We start from the raw sequence: 18,017 nt of genomic DNA on the forward strand, positions 1-18,017 counted from the left end.
TCGTGGCGTGGGGCCCGGGCGTCAGTCCTGCCAGACCTGCACGACCGCGGGCCGCGGCCCGGCGAAGGCTCCCGGCGGCACCGGGGCGCCCGGCGTGAGGTAGTCCGGGAAGTGCGAAACCTGCGCGTCGAACGTCCCGTCCTCGCCGGGGTGCTGCACCGCGACGTAGACCATGCGGTCCGCCGAGTCCACGACGGGCCCGCACGTCTCGGCGCCGCGCGGCACCGAGAGGAACTGCTCGACCCGCCCGCGCTCGCGGCCGTCGAGCGTGACCTTGAACAGCCCGTCGCACTTCTGGATCGTGCTCGGCTGGCCGTCGGTCGAGATCCACAGGTTGCCCTCGGCGTCGAACGCGAGGTTGTCCGGGCAGGAGATCGGGGAGACCTTCTCCTTCGGGTAGCCCGAGAAGTAGGTGGAGGTGTTCGTCGCGGGGTCGCCCGCGACGAGCAGCAGGTTCCAGCGGAACGTCAGCGACGCGGCGTCGTCGCGGTCCTCGACGATCTCCACGACGTGCCCGTCGCGGTTGGTGTTGCGCGGGTTCGGCTCGGTCGCGGCCTCGGCCGCCGCCGGCCCGCGCGCGGTGTTGTTGGTGCACGCGACGTAGACGCGACCCGTGACCGGGTTGGGCTCGACGTCCTCGGGGCGGTCCATCTTCGTCGCCCCGACCTTGTCGGCCGCGACGCGCGTGTAGACGAGCACCTCCTCGACGGTCATGCCCTCGACCTCGCTGCGCCCGTCGACGACGAGCGGGACCCACTCGCCCCGGCCGTCGAACGCGCCGTCGGACGGCACCGCGCCCGAGCCGTCGATCTCGGACGCCGGCGAGTCGCCGCGGAACCGCGCGACGTACAGCGAGCCCTCGGTGAGCAGCGTCTTGTTGTGGCGGCGCGCGCCCTCGCTGTTCCCCGGGCGCATCGTGCGCGACGAGACGAACTTGTACACGTAGTCGAAGCGCTCGTCGTCGCCCATGTACGCGACCGCGTTCCCCCGGCGCGAGAGGATCACGTTGGCGCCCTCGTGCTTGAACCGGCCGAGCGCGGTGTGCTTCACCGGCGGCTCGTCGGGCGCGTACGGGTCGATCTCGACGATCCAGCCGAACCGGTTCGGCTCGTTCTCGTACCCGGGGTTGCGGGCGTCGAACCGCGGGTCGTCGAGCTCCCACCCGTACCCGGTCGCGGCGTCGCGCAGGCCGTAGCGCGCGTCGTGGCCCGTGCCCGACGTGCGGAAGTACCCGTTGTAGTTCTCCTCGCCCGAGAGCACGGTGCCCCACGGGGTCGTGCCGCCCGCGCAGTTGTTGAGCGTGCCGAGCACGCGCGTCCCCGACGGGTCGGCGACCGTCCTGACGAGGTCCGACCCCGCGACGGGCCCGGTGAGGCGGAACTCGGTCCCGAGGTGCACCCGGCGGTTGTACCGGCTGTCGGCCACGTAGTCCCACGGCGTCCCGGTCCGACGACGGCGCACCTCGACGACGGACATGCCGTGCGCCGCGCGCTCGATCGCGCGGCGGGTCGGGGCGTCGTACGAGGCGTCGAACATGATCGCCGGGTTCGTGTACTCGTGGTTCGCGACGAGCAGCCCGCGCGTCCCCCGGCCCGGCCCCTTGCCCGCGCCACGGCCGCCGGCGAGGGCGTGCTGGCGCTCGAACGGCAGGATGTCGAGGTAGTCGTTGTTGTAGCCGAACTGCCGCGCCTGCTGCTCCGGGGTCTGGCGCGAGACGTCGAACGGCGCACCGCCGCGCAGGATCGGGTCGCCCCAGCGGATCACCGGGCGCCACCGGTAGCCCTCGGGGACGACGAGCGCGTCGCGCGTCGCGGGCTGGGGCGAGATCGCGCCGAACGCGAGACCCTTCTGCGGGCGGCCACCACCGTGGCCGCCGTGCGCCACGACGCCCTGGGCGGCGGCGGGCGGCGCGGCGACGGTCTGCGCGCCGAGCACGACGGCCGCGGCTCCCACCGCGAGCCCGCCGAGCAGCGCGCGGCGCGACAGCGCGCCCGCGACCACGTCGCGGAACGTCTCGTTCGCGCTCTCGTTGGGGACCGGGTGCGAGCACGCGTCCGCGCACTTCAGCCGGCAGGTGACGGGGCTGCGCTTGCCGCGCGCGTGCGGCGCGACGGAGAGCAGGGGGCGATGCTCAGGGGCAGGCGTGATCGTCATCGGTCGTCTCCACGGGTCGGGGGGCCTCCCCGTCACCGGGGAGTCGGCCCGACGCTAGGAACGATCGATGACCGGCCGGCCACCGCCCGGAGGACACCGGGTGAACTCTCGGCGCCGGCCGGGTGCTCAGCCCTGCGACGCCCGGTGCTCGCGCAGCACCTCGGCCGCCTGCGGCAGCACGTCCGCGAGGTCGCCGACGACCGCGAAGTCCGAGATCTCGAACAGCGGGCACTCCGGGTCGTTGTTCACCGCGACGATCACCTGCGAGGCCTGCATGCCGCCGCGGTGGTGCGGAGCGCCCGAGATGCCCGCGCCGATGTACAGGCGCGGCGCCACGGTGACGCCCGTCTGCCCGACGAACTGGTCGTGCCAGCCCTCGTACACGGCGTCGCGCGTCGCGCCCACGGCGGCGCCGAGCGCGTCGGCGAGCTCGACGACGGGGCCGAAGTCGCCGTTCGTGCCGCGGCCCCCGGCCACGACGATCGCGGCCTCCCCGAGCGCGGGGCGCCCCGCGCCCGCGGACGCGTCGACCGTGCGGGACACGACGCGCGCCGCGGTCGCCGCCGGGGTCAGCTCGACGCGCAGCGCCTCGACCTCGGTCGCGACGGCGGCGTCCGCCGGCTGCGGCACGACCGAGTTCGCGCGGAGCGTCAGCACCGCCGGGTCGGTGAGGATCTCGCTGCGCACGTCCCACGAGCCCGCGAAGACGCGCTTGTCGGCCACGAGGTGGGTGCCGTCGTCGTGCAGCGCGGAGGCGTCGACGACGAGGCCGGCGCCCGCGAGGAACGCGAGGCGCGCCGCGGCCTCCTTGTTCGGGAACGACGACGTCAGCAGGACGGCGTCGGCGTGCGACGCGCGCGTGGCGGCGGCGAGGACCTCGGCGACGACGGGCGTCAGGTGCAGCGCGTCGCCGGTGACGACCTCCCCGCCCGACGACGGCTCGGCCTGGCGCACGAGCGCGACGCCGTGCGCGCCGAGCTGGGCGAGGACGCCGACGCTCGGCGCCTCGAGCGCGACGGCCTCCACGCGCCCGAGCGCGCGGCCGAGGGTGATCAGCTCCAGCACGGGCGTCCGCAGCTCGGTGGCCGCGGAGTCGAGGAGGACGAGGACGGTACGGGCCCCGGGGGTGCTCATGTGCGGACGCCTCTCAGACCAGGTCGTTGCGGATGAGGAACTCGGCGAGGGCGCGGCCGCCCTCGCCCTTGTCGACGACGATCTCGGCGTCGGGGCGCGGCGGCCGCGGCGACGCGTCGAGCACGCGCGTGCGGGCTCCGGCGTCGCCGACGAGCGCGGCGTCGACGCCGAGGTCGGCGAGGCTCCACGCCTCCACGGGGCGCGTGCGCGCCGCCATGATGAGCTTGAAGTTGGGCATGCGCGGGTCGTTCGCGTGGTCGGTGACCGACACGACGGCGGGCAGCGGCGCCTCGAGGACCTCCTCGACGCCGTCGAGCTCGCGCGTGACGCGCGCGGTGCGCGCGCCCGGCTCGCCCTCGACCTCGAGCTTCCCGGCCAGCGTGAGCTGCGGCAGGCCGAGCTCGGCCGACAGGAGCGCCGGGACGACGGAGCCCAGGCCGTCGAGCGCGGCCATGCCCGTCACGACGACGTCCACCGGGGCCTCGTCCGCGAGGCGGCGCACGGCGGCGGCGAGCACCCGCGCGGTGCCGAAGTAGTCGGAGCCCGCGATCGCGTCGTCGCTCACGCGCACGCCGCGGTCCGCGCCGAGCTGGAAGGAGCGGCGCACGGCGCCGTCGGCGTCCGGCCCCGCGACGGTGAGCACGACCACCTCGCTGGTCTCGCGCTCCGCCTCCGGCAGCGCCTCCTTGAGGCGCAGCGCGGCCTCGACCGCGTTCTCGTCGAGCTCGTTGAGCGTGCCCTCGTCGGCCCGGCGCACCACGCGGCCGTCCTCGAAGCCCCGGTCGGCGTGGATGTCCGGGACGTACTTCACGGCGACGACGATCCGCATCGGCTGCTCTCCCTGTGCGCTGGGCGGTCGGCCGGAGAGGTACCCGGCCCGCTCCGCCGAAGCCTACCGGCGGGCGACCGGAGGAGCCGGTGACACCCGCCACAATGGACGGGTGCACGAGCCGTCGCCCGACCCGAGACCCGCCCCGCCGACCGCGCCGAGGAGCGTCGACCGGCACGCCCTCGTCCCGCCGCTCGGGGTGCGCCCCGCCGGGGACGGCGTCGACGTCGCCGTGCTCGCGTCGCATGCGACCGCCGTCGAGCTGTGCCTCGTGGACGTCGTCGACCCGGCGCTGCCCGCGCACGACCCGGCGCGCTACCGCGAGCGCCGGGTCCCGCTCGCCGGGCCGGCCTACGGCGTCTGGCACGCGCACGTCCCGGGCGTCCGCCCCGGCCAGCGCTACGGCTTCCGCGTCCACGGCCCGTGGGAGCCCGCGGCCGGGCTGCGCCACAACCCGGCGAAGCTGCTCGTCGACCCGTACGCGCGGGGCCTCGTGGGCGAGCTCGTCGCCGACCCGGCGATCCGCGGCCAGGTCGGCGACGACCCGTACGGCGCGCCCGACCCGCGCGACTCGCTGCCGTTCGTCCCGCACGCGGTCGTGGTCGCCGAGCCGGCCGGGACGCTCGCTCCCCGCCCCCGCGTCCCGTGGCGCGACACGGTGGTCTACGAGGCGCACGTGCGCGGCCTCACGCAGCGCCTGGAGGCGCTGCCCGAGCACCTGCGCGGGACGTACGCGGGCGTCGCGCACCCGGTGACGATCGAGCACCTGCGGAGCCTCGGCGTGACCACCGTCGAGCTGCTCCCCGTGCACGCGAACGTGCCGGAGCCGCACCTGCTCGCGAGCGGCCGCACGAACTACTGGGGCTACTCGACGCTCGGGTTCTTCGCGCCCCACGCCGCGTACGCGACGCGCGCCGCGCAGGACGCCGGGCCGGCCGCCGTGCTCGACGAGGTGCGCGGCATGGTGCACCTGCTGCACGAGGCGGGGATCGAGGTCCTGCTCGACGTCGTGCACAACCACACGTGCGAGGGCGGGGCTGACGGGTACCACCTGTCGTGGCGCGGCCTCGACAACGCCGGGTACTACCTGCACGACGGCGGCACGCCCGCGCGCCTCGCGGACGTCACCGGGACGGGCAACTCGCTCGACTTCCGCCGCCCCGCGGTCGTGCGGGCCGCGCTCGACTCGCTGCGGTACTGGGCCGAGGTCGTCGGGGTCGACGGCTTCCGGTTCGACCTCGCCGTGACGCTGGGCCGCGGCGCGACCGGGTTCGACCCGGACCACCCGTTCCTCGTCGCGCTCCAGACCGACCCGGTGCTGTGCGGGCTCAAGCTCGTCGCCGAGCCGTGGGACGTGGGCCCCGGCGGCTGGCGCACCGGCCAGTTCCCGCCGCCGCTCGCCGAGTGGAACGACCGGTTCCGCGACGCGGCCCGCCAGTTCTGGCTCGCGGACGCGCGCGAGGCGTCGCACGGGCGCCCGGGGCACGGCGTGCGCGACCTCGCGACGCGCCTCGCGGGGTCGGCCGACCTGTTCGGCCACTCGGACCCGCCGCTCGTGCGCGGGCCGGTCGCGTCGGTGAGCTACGTGACCGCGCACGACGGCTTCACGCTCGCCGACCTCGTGGCCTACGACCACAAGCACAACCTCGCGAACGGCGAGAACAACCGCGACGGCACGGACGACAACCGGTCCTGGAACCACGGGCTCGAGGGCCCCGTCACCCCGGACGCCACCGCGGGCGGCGTGCTCGACGGGCTCGGCGTCGAGATCGCCCCGCTGCGGCGCCGCTCGATCCGCAACCTCCTCGCGACGCTCGTGCTCGCCGCGGGCACCCCGATGATCACCGCGGGCGACGAGATGGGCCGCACCCAGCGCGGCAACAACAACGCCTACGTGCAGGACGACGAGACGTCGTGGGTGTCGTGGGACCTGTCCCCGTGGCGCAAGGACCTGCTCGCCACCGCGCGCCACCTCCTCGCGCTGCGGCGCGAGCACCCCGCGCTGCGCCCCGACGCGTTCTTCACCGGCCGCCCGCGCCCGGCGGCGCCGGACGGCCCCGGCGGTGCGGTGTCCGGTGCGGGGGCGGGTGCGGCAGCCGGCACGGGGGCCGGTGGGGAAGGCGGCACCGGGGCGGGTGCGGCAGCCGGCACGGCGGCCGGTGGAGAGGGCGGCACCGGGGCGGGCACGGCGGCCGGCAGCGGCCAGGGCCCCCGCCCGACGGCGGTGCCCGACCTGGCGTGGTTCGACGCCGACGGCGAACCGCTCGACCACGGGGCGTGGCACGACCCGGGCGTCCGGACGCTCCAGATGCTGCGCACCGCCCCGGAACCGGGCGACGCCGACGTGCTCGTCGTGCTCACCGGGGCGCTCGACCCGGTCGACGTGACGCTCCCGGGTCTGCGGGCCGCCGCGGGCGGCGAGCCCGAGCGCTGGGAGCTCGTGTGGGATTCCGACTGGGAGCACCCGGACGACCCGGACCGCTCCCCGGGCGAGAGCGCCGCCCGCCCGGGCGACGTCGTCGGGCTCGAGGCGCTGAGCCTGCGCGTGTACGTCTCCCCCACCCCGCCGAGGTAGAGCCGAGGTCACGCGAGGTAGAGGCGTGGTCGCCCGGGGTAGAGCCGTGGTCACGCGAGGTAGAGCCGAGGTCCCCGAGGTAGAGCCGTGGTCGCCCGCGCCCGCCGGGGTCTGGACACGTGCTCTACTCTTCCCGCATGAGTGACAGCGCGGTCGACTCCTCCCCCACCCCGCCCACGATCGAGGACCCCGAGGTCGTCCTCGTGGGGGCCGGGCTCTCCGGTCTCGTCGCGGCGACCGAGCTCACGGCCGCGGGTCGCCGGGTGGTCCTGCTCGACCAGGAACCGGCGGCGAGCCTGGGCGGTCAGGCGTGGTGGTCGTTCGGCGGGCTCTTCCTCGTGGGCTCGCCCGAGCAGCGGCGCATGGGCGTCACGGACTCCGCCGAGCTCGCGTTCGACGACTGGCTCGGGTCCGCGCAGTTCGCGCCCGGCGCGGACCGCGGCGAGGGCCCCGACCGCCACGGCTACGCGTGGGCGCAGGGCTTCGTCGACTTCGCCGCCGGGGAGATGCGCGGCTGGCTGCACGACAAGGGCGTGCGGTGGTTCCCGCTCGTGCAGTGGGCGGAGCGCGGCGGGTACCCGGTGCGCTCCGGCGCCGACGGGTCCGCCGCCGGCGCGCACGGCAACTCCGTGCCCCGCTTCCACGTCACGTGGGGCACCGGCCCGGGCATCCTCGAGCCGTTCGTCCGCGCCGCCCTGGACGCGCGCGCCGCGGGCCTGCTCGACGTCCGGTTCCGGCACCGGGTCACGTCGCTCGTCGTGACCGACGGCGCGGTGACGGGCGTGCGCGCGCAGGTGCTCGCGCCGTCGGACGCCGGGCGCGGGGTGCCGTCCTCGCGCGACGTCGTCGGGGAGGTCGAGATCGCGGCGAGCGCCGTCGTCGTGACCTCGGGCGGCATCGGCGCGAACCACGAGCTCGTGCGCTCCCGCTGGCCGCAGACGGCGGGCCGGCTCCCCGCCCGCATGCTGTCCGGCGTCCCCGACTCGACCGACGGGCTCATGATCGGCGTCGCCGCCGACGCGGGCGCGGCCCTCGTGCACGAGGACCGCATGTGGCACTACCCGGAGGGGATCGCGAACCACTCGCCGGTGTGGACGGACCACGGGATCCGCATCCTGCCGGGACCGAGCTCGCTGTGGCTCGACGCCGACGGCAACCGGCTGCCCGCCCCGCTGTTCCCCGGCTTCGACGCCCTCGGCGCGCTCCAGCACGTCACCGAGCGCGGCGACGACCACTCCTGGTTCGTGCTCAACAAGGCGATCATGGAGTCGGAGTTCGCGCTGTCCGGCTCGGAGCAGAACCCCGACCTCACGGGCAAGGACGTGCGGCTCCTCGCCCAGCGGGTGCTGCCCGGCGCCGTCGGGCCGGTCGCACGGTTCGCCGAGCAGTCGCCGGAGTTCGTGTGGGCCGACACCCCCGAGGAGCTCGCCGCCCGGATGAACGCGCTCGTCGAGGCGACGCCGGGCTCGCGCGGGCACGTCGACCCGGCGGCCCTGGCGCGCGTCGTCCGCCTGCGCGACGAGCAGGTCCGCACGGGGCTGGGCAAGGACCCGCAGGTCGTCGCGACGGCGATGGCGCGCCGCTACCGCGTCGACCGGCTCATCCGCGTGTCGCCGCCACGGCCCCTGACGACGCCGAAGGACGGGCCGCTGCTCGCCGTCCGCCTCTCCTTGCTGACGCGCAAGACGCTCGGCGGCCTGTGGACGGACACCTCCGCGCGGGTCCTGCGCGCGGACGGGTCCGTGCTGCCCGGGCTCTGGGCCGCGGGCGAGGCGGCCGGGTTCGGCGGGGGCGGCGTGCACGGCCACCGCGCGCTCGAGGGGACGTTCCTCGGCGGGTGCCTCTACTCCGGCCGTGTCGCGGGCCGCGCGGTCGCCGCCGACCTGGGCTGACCCGGGTAGGGTCGGCGACCATGACCGTGCCCGACGACGCGTCCCCGGCCCCCGCGCCCGGCGCCCCCGCGGCGGTCGACCACCTCGACGCCCCCGCGTGCGAGCGCCTGTTCCGCCGCAACGGTCTCCCGCTGCTCGTCGAGGGGCACTCGCTCGACCGCGACGTGTTCGGGCGGTCGGCGCCGTTCCTGCTCGTCGTGCTGCTCGCCGAGCTCTCCGGCGCGGTGCGCTCGGTCTGGCCCGCGTGGGCGAACGCGCTCGCGCTCCTCGGCGCAGCGGCCCTCGTCGCGGCCGCGTACGCGGGGCTCAACGTGGTGCGCGGCCGGCCGTGGTCCACGCTCCCTCAGTCGGTCGGCGTCCCCGAGCTCGCGTTCTTCGTGCTCGTGCCTGCCCTCCTGCCGGTCGTGTTCGGCGGGCAGTGGGGCGACGCCCTGCTCACCGTCGTCGGCAACCTCGTGCTGCTCGGGGTCGTGCGGGTCGTCGTCGGGTACGGCGTGCTGTCGTCGCTGTGGTGGGGGCTCGCGCGCGTCACCGACGAGCTCGGCGCCGCCCTGCTGCGGCTCGTGCGCCTGCTGCCGCTGCTGCTCGTGTTCTCCCTCGTGCTCTTCTACAACGCCGAGGTGTGGCAGGTGTTCGACCGCACGCACGGCGTCGCCGACCTCGTGCTCGGCGCGTTCTTCGCGCTGCTCGTCGTGCTGTTCGTCGGGCTGCGCTCGCCCGCGGAGGCGCGCGAGGCGCTCGCGGAGACCGCCGCCCGCCACCCCGGGCACGAGCGCGCGGCGCGCTTCAGCCGCGGCCAGACGGCGAACCTCGCGACGATGATCGCGACGAGCCAGCTCCTCCAGGTCCTCGTCGTGAGCCTCGGCATGGGCGTGTTCTTCATGGCGCTCGGCACGCTCACGGTGACCCCCGAGGTCATGGCGCTGTGGGACGTCGACGGCGGCACCTGGCAGCGCACGCTCTCGCTCGTCGGCGGGGGTGGCGTCGGCGGCGCGGACCTCGTCGTGACGCAGACGCTGCTGCGCGTCTCCGTCGCGATCGCGACCTTCACCGGCCTCTACTACGCGATCTCCGTGCAGGTCGACGCCGTGTACCGGGAGGAGTTCGTGGACGGCATCGAGACCCAGCTCGCCGACGTGCTGCGCGCGCGCTCGCGCTACCTCGACCTCCTCGCTCCACCCCCACCCGCGAGATAGAGGCCAGGTAGGCCGAGATAGAGGCAAGGTACGCCGGAGTAGAGGCCAGGTTCACGACCACTCCTCTACCACGACGGACCAGGGCTCTACCTCGGCGAGGAAGGTCGCGAGCTGTCTGCGCGGCGTCGGAGCGCGAGGCGACGCGACTCCGCGAGACGACAGCCGACCGCCACCGGGTCGCCCAGGTCCTCCCAGGTGAAGCGCACGACCGTCCATCCCGCCGCCACGAGTGCCGCCTCGCGGGCTTCCTGCGCGCGCCGGACGTCTGCCGGGTCCCCGTACGCCCCGCCGGAGTACTTCACCGCCCCGTCGAACTCGATCACCAGCCGGGCGTCGAGCCAGGCCAGGTCGACGACGTACCTCCCACGTGACGTCACCACCGGTACCTGCGGGCGAGGCACGGGCAGACCGCCGAGCACGGCCGCGAGCCGCACGAGCGTCTCCCCCGGGGACTCCGACCTCGGGTCCGCGAGCTCGAGAGCACGCCGCGCCCGCACGACGCCGCGCTTGCCGCGCGACTCCTCGACGATCGAGTCGACCACGTCCCGGTCCGCACCCAGGCGCAACGCGGAGTCCACCACGACGAGGCTGCGCTCGAGCGGCAGCGACCGCGCACAGTCGACCAAGGTGCGCTCGAGGCTGGTGACAGGGACGCCGTCGAGGACCGCGCGGTCACGGACCGGTAGATCGGTCCAGTGCCGACGTACGGCCGCGTCCCGTTCTCTCGTCACGTTCGGATGGCCGAGCTGAGTCAGGTGCGCGAACGGCGGGAGCCGCCAGGTCCAGCAGCCCCAGAGCAGAGCCGCGGTGTCGTGGCTCACCCAGAACGGCGTCACGAGCCGGTCGACCAGTCCGCGCACCTCGCCGAGCAGCCACTCCTCGCGCTCCGACGGCGCGGAGTGCGCCGAGGGGAGGTAGACGCCGCGCCGTACCCGCACGAGCTCACCGGCGCGTGCTCGCGCTGCCAGCTCCGCGCGGCGTCGACGCACATAGGGCACAGCAGGCGGAACCCTCCGAGGCCCGTTGCTGTCCGCGGTGTAGCGACCGGAGGGGCGGGTCGGGACCAGACCGGCCCCGAGCCTGCGCCGTGCTGCTGGGTCGTGGCTGGTCGGAAAGCTGCCCGTCGTCTCGTCCATCGGCCCAGCGTGCCGGTCGTCACCCCGTCGCGGGGCGCGTACGGCAGATCTGTGGATGACGAAGGCTCCGCCCCTGCACGACGGTCCGCCGCCGTCGACCTCCGTCCATGGACGGACGAGCCGAGAGGGCCTGGCCGACGCCGGCCAGGCCCTCTCGCCATCGCATGACGCATCCGCCTCACGCGACCACGCCTCTACCTCGCGTGACCGCACCTCTACCTCACGCGACCAGGGCGCTACCTCGTGCGACCTCGGCTCTACCTCACGCGACCATGCCTCTACTTCGCGTGACCTCGGCTCTACCTCGCGCGACCAGGGCTCTACCTCGCAGCCGGAGGTTGTATCTCGGCGGCGGGGGTCAGGCGTTGGTGACGAGGCCCAGCTCGGCGACGCTCGGGAGGCCGTCGTGGGTCGGGACGACGCGGACGGTGTAGCCGAACGGTCCGGACGCGTCGAGCACGACCTCGCCCGCGAACGCGTAGCGGCCGGCCTCGTACGTCTCGGCCAGCGCGAGCGGCTCGGCCGTGAACTCCTCGATGACGTCGGCCTCGCTGACGCGACCGTGCACGACCTGCACCTGGACGTCCTCGGGGCGCAGGTCGCCGAGCGACACGTACGCGCGGACCGTGAGGCGGTCGCCGACCTGCGGCACCTCGCCGATGCCGGCCGAGTCGACGTGGTCGACGCGCACGCGTGACCAGCCGTCGCGCACGGCGTGCTTCCACTGCGCGAGCTCCCGGGCGGGCGCGAGCCCGTCGGCGGCCAGCGCGCGCCCCGCCGCGGCGGCCGGGGCGTACAGGCGCGTGACGTACTCGCCGACCATGCGCGTCGCCTGGACCTTGGGGCCGAGCGTCGCGAGCGTGTGCCGCACCATCTCGAGCCACCGGCCGGGCACGCCGTCGGCGTCGCGGTCGTAGAAGCGGGGCGCGACCTGCTGCTCGACGAGGTCGTAGAGCGCGGCCGCCTCGAGGTCGTCGCGACGGTCCGCATCCTCGACGCCGTCGGCGGTCGGGATGGCCCAGCCGTTCTCGCCGTCGTACCACTCGTCCCACCACCCGTCGAGGATCGACAGGTTGAGGCCGCCGTTGAGGGCCGACTTCATGCCCGACGTCCCGGACGCCTCGAGCGGGCGCAGCGGGTTGTTGAGCCAGACGTCGCAGCCCGGGTAGAGCGACTGCGCCATGGCGATGTCGTAGTTGGGCAGGAAGACGATGCGGTGCCGCACCTCGGGGTCGTCCGTGAAGCGCACGAGCTGCTGGATGAGCCGCTTGCCCTGGTCGTCCGCGGGGTGCGACTTGCCCGCGACGACGAGCTGGACCGGGCGCTCGGGGTGCAGCAGCAGCGCCTTGAGCCGCTCCGGGTCGCGGAGCATGAGCGTGAGCCGCTTGTACGTGGGGACGCGGCGCGCGAACCCGATGGTGAGGACGTCGGGCGAGAGGACGTCGTCGACCCAGCCGAGCTCCGCCGGGGTCGCGCCGCGCTCGCGCCAGGACTTCCGCACGCGGCGGCGCGCCTCGTCGACGAGCCGGCCGCGCATCTCGCGGCGGATAGCCCAGAGCTCGCCGTCGCCGACGGCGCCCTCCCCGTCGCCGCGCAGCCAGCGCGACGACGCGTGCTCGGCCGTGAGCTCGTCGAGCCCGAGCCGCTCGGCCTCGAGGGCCGCGAGCGCCGGGTCGACCCACGTGGGCGAGTGGACGCCGTTCGTCACCGAGGTGATCGGGACCTCGCGGGCGTCGAAGCCCGGCCACAGGCCCTCGAACATGCCGCGCGACACCTCGCCGTGCAGGAGGGAGACGCCGTTCGCCCGCCCGCCGAGGCGCAGGCCCATGACGGCCATGTTGAACACGGTCGGGTCGCCGCCGTCGTAGTCCTCGGCCCCGAGGGCGAGGACGCGCTCGACGGGCAGGCCGTCGACGGCCATGTCGCCGCCGAAGTACTGCGTGACGAGGTCGCGGCCGAACCGGTCGATGCCGGCGGGCACGGGCGTGTGCGTCGTGAAGACCGTCGCGGCGCGGACGGCCTCGAGCGCCGCGTCGAACGTGAGGCCCTGCTCGACGAGCTCGCGGATGCGCTCGACGCCGAGGAACCCCGCGTGGCCCTCGTTGGTGTGGTAGACCTCCGGCTCGGGCGCGCCGGTGAGGCGCGACCACAGGCGCAGCGCGCGCACGCCGCCCACGCCGAGCAGCAGCTCCTGCTGGAGGCGGTGCTCGCCGCCGCCGCCGTAGAGGCGGTCGGTCACCTTGCGCGCGGCCTCGTCGTTGCCGGGCACGTTCGAGTCGAGCAGGAGCAGCGGCACGCGGCCGACGGCCGCGACCCACACGTGCGCGTGGAGCGTGCGACCCCCGGGCAGGGCGAGCGAGACGCGCGCGGGCGTGCCGTCGTCGTCGCGCAGGAGGGTGAGCGGCAGGCCGTCCGGGTCGAGGAGCGGGTACGTCTCGACCTGCCAGCCGTCGCGCGTGAGCGACTGCTTGAAGTAGCCGGCGCCGTAGAGGAGCCCGACGCCGACGATCGGCACGCCGAGGTCGCTCGCGCTCTTCAGGTGGTCGCCCGCGAGGATGCCGAGGCCGCCGGAGTACTGGGGCAGCACCGACGTGATGCCGAACTCGGGCGAGAAGTACGCGATCGCGGCCGGCAGGGAGCCACCGCTCTTCGACGCCTCCGCGGCACGCTGCTGGTACCACAGCGCGTCGTCGAGGTAGTGGCGCAGGTCGGCCGCCGCGGCCCGCACGCGCTCGACGAACGCGCCGTCGGCGGCGAGCTCCGCCAGGCGCTCGGGACCGAGCGCACCGAGCAGCGCGACGGGGTCGCCGTGGACCGCCGCCCACGTCTCGGGGTCGATACCGGCGAACAGGTCGCGCGTGGGCGCGTGCCAGGACCAGCGCAGGTTGTGCGCGAGCTCGTCCAGGTCGCGCAGCTCGGCGGGCAGCAGGGTGCGGACGGTGAACCGTCGGATGGCTCTCACGGGGACGAGACTACGCAGCCTGGCGCCGGTGCACACCCCCGCGCCGCAACCTGTGTGTAACGCTTGCATGAAATTTCACCCGGGTATCGTGCGCGACCCGTGCGCGACGCGCCGACCCCTCCCCCAGGTGCCTGGCCCCCGTGCCCCTCGATACGTTGTGCGTGTGACGTCGACCCCTCCGGCCCTCGCGCCGCACCGCCCCCGCGCCACCGGTGCCCCTCGCCCCCGAGGCGGCGCCCCCGCCCCCGCCCCCGCCGCACCCGTCGGACGCATCCCCGTGCTCGAGGTGTCGCCCGTCGTCGAGGGCGGCCGGTGGCCCGCCAAGGCCGTCGTCGGCGAGATGGTACCGATCGAGGCGACCGTCTTCCGGGAGGGCCACGACGCCGTCGCCGCGACCGCCGTCCTCGTCGCGCCCGACGGCTCCGAGCGCACGGCGCCCATGGTCGACGTCGCCCCCGGCCTGGACCGGTTCCGCGCCACGCTCCACCCGGACGCGGTCGGCGACTGGTCGCTGCGCGTCGAGGCGTGGAGCGACCCGTACGGCACGTGGGCGCACGACGCGACGGTCAAGGTCGCGGCGGGCGTCGACGTCGAGCTCATGCTCGCCGAGGGCGTGCGGCTCTTCGAGCGCGTCCTCGCCGACGCCGTCCCCCTCCCCGGGCGCGACGGCACGCCCGGCCGCCGGACCCCCGCGGACGAGCGCACGCTCGCCGACGCGCTCGCCGCGCTCGCCGACGCGACCCGCCCCGCCGAGGCCCGGCTCGTCGCCGCGACGTCGCCCGAGGTGCGCGACGTCCTGGAGCGCGCCCCGCTGCGCGACCACGTCACGGCGTCGGCCACGCACCCGCTGCGCGTCGAGCGCCCGCTCGCGCTCGCGGGCGCGTGGTACGAGATGTTCCCGCGCTCCGAGGGCGCCCGACGGCTCAAGGACGGGCGCTGGCGCTCGGGCACGTTCACCGCGGCCGCGCGCCGTCTGCCCGCGATCGCGGAGATGGGCTTCGACGTCGTCTACCTGACCCCCGTCCACCCCATCGGCACGACGCACCGCAAGGGCCGCAACAACTCCCTCACCGCGCTCCCCGGCGACCCGGGCAGCCCGTACGCCATCGGGTCGAAGGACGGCGGCCACGACGCGATCCACCCCGAGCTCGGCAGCGAGCGCACGTTCCGCGCGTTCGTCAAGGAGGCCCGGCGGCACGGGCTGGAGGTCGCGATCGACCTCGCGCTGCAGTGCTCGCCCGACCACCCGTGGGTCACCGAGCACCCCGAGTGGTTCACGACGCGCGCCGACGGCTCCATCGCCTACGCGGAGAACCCGCCGAAGAAGTACCAGGACATCTACCCGCTCAACTTCGACAACGACCCCGAGGGCATCTACGCCGAGGTGCTGCGCGTCGTGCGCGTGTGGATCGACCGCGGCGTCACCGCGTTCCGCGTCGACAACCCCCACACCAAGCCGCTCGACTTCTGGGAGTGGCTGCTCGCCGAGGTGCGCGCGACGAACCCCGAGGTCGTGTTCCTCTCCGAGGCGTTCACCAAGCCCGCGATGATGCACACCCTCGCGCGCATCGGGTTCCACCAGTCGTACACGTACTTCACGTGGCGCAACACGCGCGACGAGCTCGCGGAGTACCTCACCGAGGTCTCGGGCGAGGCCGGCGCCTACATGCGCCCGAGCTTCTGGCCAACGACCCACGACATCCTCCCGCCGTACCTCCAGCACGGCGGCGTGGCGGGCTTCGCCGTGCGCGCGGTGCTCGCCGCCCTCGGTGCCCCCACCTGGGGGATCTACTCCGGGTACGAGCTCGTCGAGAACGTGCCGCGCCCGGGCGTCGAGGAGCAGATCGACAACGAGAAGTACGAGTACAAGCCGCGCGACTGGGCGCTCGCCGACGAGATCGGGATCTCGACGCTGCTCGCGCGGCTCAACGAGATCCGCCGCGACCACCCCGCGCTGCGCCAGCTCCGCAACCTCACGGTGCACCCGACGACGAACGACCAGGTGCTCGCGTTCTCGCGCCACCTGCCGGCCGAGCACTCGCCGACCGGCGAGGCGGACACGGTCGTCGTCGTGGTGAACCTCGACCCCCACTCCCCGCAGGAGTCGAACGTGCACCTGGACCTCGCGGCCCTCGGCCTCCCCCCGCTCGCGGACGGCCAGGACCCCTGGGCGCCGTCGTTCGTCGCGCACGACGAGCTGACCGGCGAGAGCTACGGCTGGGGGCAGGACGTGTACGTGCGGCTCGAGCCGCTGCGCCAGGTCGCGCACGTCATCCACGTGAGGGCCTCGTGACGCTCCCCCGGGACGCGGCCCCGGTCCCCGTGCGGGGACCCGCCGCCGGTCCCGCTCCCGTGCCCCCGCTCACCGCGCCCGTCCCCGTCGCGGCCCTCCCTCCGCGCCGCCAGCCGGCACCGCCCGTCGAGACGCGCCCCGGGCTGTCCGACGACCCGGACTGGTACCGCACGGCGGTGTTCTACGAGGTGATCGTCCGCGCGTTCTCCGACTCCGACGGCAGCGGGACGGGCGACCTGCGCGGGCTCATCGACCGCCTCGACTACCTCCAGTGGCTCGGCATCGACGCGCTGTGGCTGCCGCCGTTCTACCCGTCGCCCCTGCGCGACGGCGGCTACGACGTGTCCGACTACACCGCGATCGCGCCGCAGTACGGCTCGACGTCGGACTTCGCCGAGCTCGTGAGCGAGGCGCACGCGCGCGGGATGCGCGTCGTCATCGACCTCGTCATGAACCACACGAGCGACCAGCACCCGTGGTTCCAGGCGTCGCGCGCCGACCCGGAGGGCCCGTACGGCGACTTCTACGTGTGGAGCGACGACGACACGCGCTACCAGGACGCGCGCATCATCTTCGTCGACACGGAGACGTCCAACTGGACGTTCGACCCGGTGCGGCGCCAGTTCTTCTGGCACCGCTTCTTCTCCCACCAGCCCGACCTCAACTTCGAGAACCCGCGCGTCGCCGACGCGATGCTCGACGTCGCGCGGTTCTGGCTGCAGATGGGGGTCGACGGGTTCCGCCTCGACGCGGTGCCGTACCTCTACGAGGCCGAGGGCACCAACTGCGAGAACCTCCCGCAGACGCACGAGTTCCTGCGCCGCGTGCGGCGCATGGTGGACACCGAGTTCCCGGGTCGCATCCTCCTCGCCGAGGCGAACCAGTGGCCGCGCGACGTCGTGGACTACTTCGGCACCGAGGAGGAGCCGGAGTGCCACATGTGCTTCCACTTCCCCGTCATGCCGCGCATCTTCTACGCGATCCGCGACCAGCGCGCGAACCAGGTCCTGGAGATCCTCGCCGACACGCCCGACATCCCCGCGGGCGCGCAGTGGAGCACGTTCCTGCGCAACCACGACGAGCTCACGCTCGAGATGGTCTCGACGGAGGAGCGCGCGTCCATGTACGGGTGGTACGCGCCCGACCCGCGCATGCGCGCCAACGTCGGGATCCGCCGCCGGCTGGCGCCCCTGCTCGACAACTCGCGCAAGGAGGTCGAGCTCGCGCACGCGCTCCTGCTCTCGCTCCCGGGCAGCCCGTGCCTGTACTACGGCGACGAGATCGGCATGGGCGACAACATCTGGCTGCCCGACCGCGACGCCGTGCGCACCCCCATGCAGTGGACGCCCGACCGCAACGCCGGGTTCTCCACCGCGGACCCGGGCAAGGTGTACCTGCCGCTCGTGCAGTCGCTCGTGCACCACTACGGCTACGTCAACGTCGAGGCGCAGCTCGAGCAGTCGACGTCGCTGCTGCACTGGGTGCACGGCATGCTCAAGGTCCGGCGCCGCCACAAGGCGTTCGGCACGGGCGACTTCGTGGCGCTCGAGTGCGACAACGAGTCGATCCTCGCGTTCCTGCGGCGCACGCCCACGGAGACGATCCTGTGCGTGGCGAACCTCTCCGCGACCGCCCGGTCCGCGGCGGTGCACCTGCCGGGGCACGCGGGCGCGACGCTCACCGACGTGTTCGGCGGCGCGCACTTCCCGGCGGTCGGGGACGACGGGCGCGTCGTCATGACGTGGGGGTCGCGCGACTTCTACTGGCTCGTCGTCGGGGGTCCCGAGGGCACGACCCCCTGACGCCCGGCGAGATCGGGCGCGTCGTGGTCGGATGGAGCCTGCCG

10 protein-coding genes are annotated in these 18,017 nt (G+C 74.7%); 5 read left to right on the plus strand and 5 right to left on the minus strand.

The window, feature by feature from the left end:
• Positions 1-21: 21 nt before the first annotated feature.
• From BJP59_RS11685 to BJP59_RS11695, 3 genes are all read right to left on the minus strand, one after another.
• The gene (locus BJP59_RS11685; RefSeq protein ID WP_194520999.1) at positions 22-2,154 is read right to left on the minus strand and encodes a PhoX family protein; all 2,133 of its coding nucleotides are present in this window, start codon (positions 2,152-2,154) and stop codon (positions 22-24) included.
• Between the two features lie 126 nt (positions 2,155-2,280).
• On the minus strand, positions 2,281-3,288 hold the full coding sequence (locus BJP59_RS11690; protein ID WP_194521000.1) for an electron transfer flavoprotein subunit alpha/FixB family protein: 1,008 nt from the start codon (positions 3,286-3,288) through the stop codon (positions 2,281-2,283).
• A 13-nt stretch (positions 3,289-3,301) separates the two neighbouring features.
• Complete coding sequence (locus tag BJP59_RS11695) at positions 3,302-4,117, minus strand: electron transfer flavoprotein subunit beta/FixA family protein (RefSeq protein WP_034655378.1); 816 nt, start codon at positions 4,115-4,117, stop codon at positions 3,302-3,304.
• Between the two features lie 112 nt (positions 4,118-4,229).
• Here BJP59_RS11695 and glgX point away from each other — a divergent pair, with 112 nt between their 5' ends.
• The 3 genes from glgX to BJP59_RS11710 all read left to right on the plus strand — a co-directional run bounded on the left by glgX (position 4,230) and on the right by BJP59_RS11710 (position 9,780).
• The gene (gene glgX / locus BJP59_RS11700) at positions 4,230-6,692 is read left to right on the plus strand and encodes a glycogen debranching protein GlgX (protein WP_442861507.1); all 2,463 of its coding nucleotides are present in this window, start codon (positions 4,230-4,232) and stop codon (positions 6,690-6,692) included.
• A 137-nt stretch (positions 6,693-6,829) separates the two neighbouring features.
• Positions 6,830-8,584, plus strand: a complete 1,755-nt coding sequence (locus tag BJP59_RS11705; protein WP_194521001.1) for an FAD-binding dehydrogenase — start codon at positions 6,830-6,832, stop codon at positions 8,582-8,584.
• 20 nt (positions 8,585-8,604) lie between these two features.
• On the plus strand, positions 8,605-9,780 hold the full coding sequence (locus BJP59_RS11710; RefSeq protein ID WP_194521002.1) for a hypothetical protein: 1,176 nt from the start codon (positions 8,605-8,607) through the stop codon (positions 9,778-9,780).
• Positions 9,781-9,866: 86 nt separating this feature from the next.
• Here BJP59_RS11710 and BJP59_RS11715 read toward each other — a convergent pair whose 3' ends face one another.
• Positions 9,867-10,718, minus strand: a complete 852-nt coding sequence (locus BJP59_RS11715) for a DUF559 domain-containing protein (RefSeq protein ID WP_194521003.1) — start codon at positions 10,716-10,718, stop codon at positions 9,867-9,869.
• Positions 10,719-11,274: 556 nt separating this feature from the next.
• Positions 11,275-13,878, minus strand: a complete 2,604-nt coding sequence (gene glgP, locus BJP59_RS11720; RefSeq protein ID WP_194521004.1) for an alpha-glucan family phosphorylase — start codon at positions 13,876-13,878, stop codon at positions 11,275-11,277.
• A gap of 163 nt (positions 13,879-14,041) precedes the next feature.
• On the opposite strand from glgP, the gene BJP59_RS11725 reads away from it, so the two are divergent.
• Complete coding sequence (locus tag BJP59_RS11725; protein WP_442861508.1) at positions 14,042-16,171, plus strand: maltotransferase domain-containing protein; 2,130 nt, start codon at positions 14,042-14,044, stop codon at positions 16,169-16,171.
• Positions 16,172-16,230: 59 nt separating this feature from the next.
• Positions 16,231-17,973 (plus strand): maltose alpha-D-glucosyltransferase, encoded by a 1,743-nt coding sequence (gene treS, locus BJP59_RS11730; protein WP_372490696.1) that lies wholly within the window; start codon positions 16,231-16,233, stop codon positions 17,971-17,973.
• The last annotated feature ends 44 nt before the right edge of the window (positions 17,974-18,017 follow it).

This window comes from Cellulosimicrobium sp. JZ28 (assembly GCF_015327065.1).
Classification (GTDB): domain Bacteria; phylum Actinomycetota; class Actinomycetes; order Actinomycetales; family Cellulomonadaceae; genus Cellulosimicrobium; species Cellulosimicrobium funkei.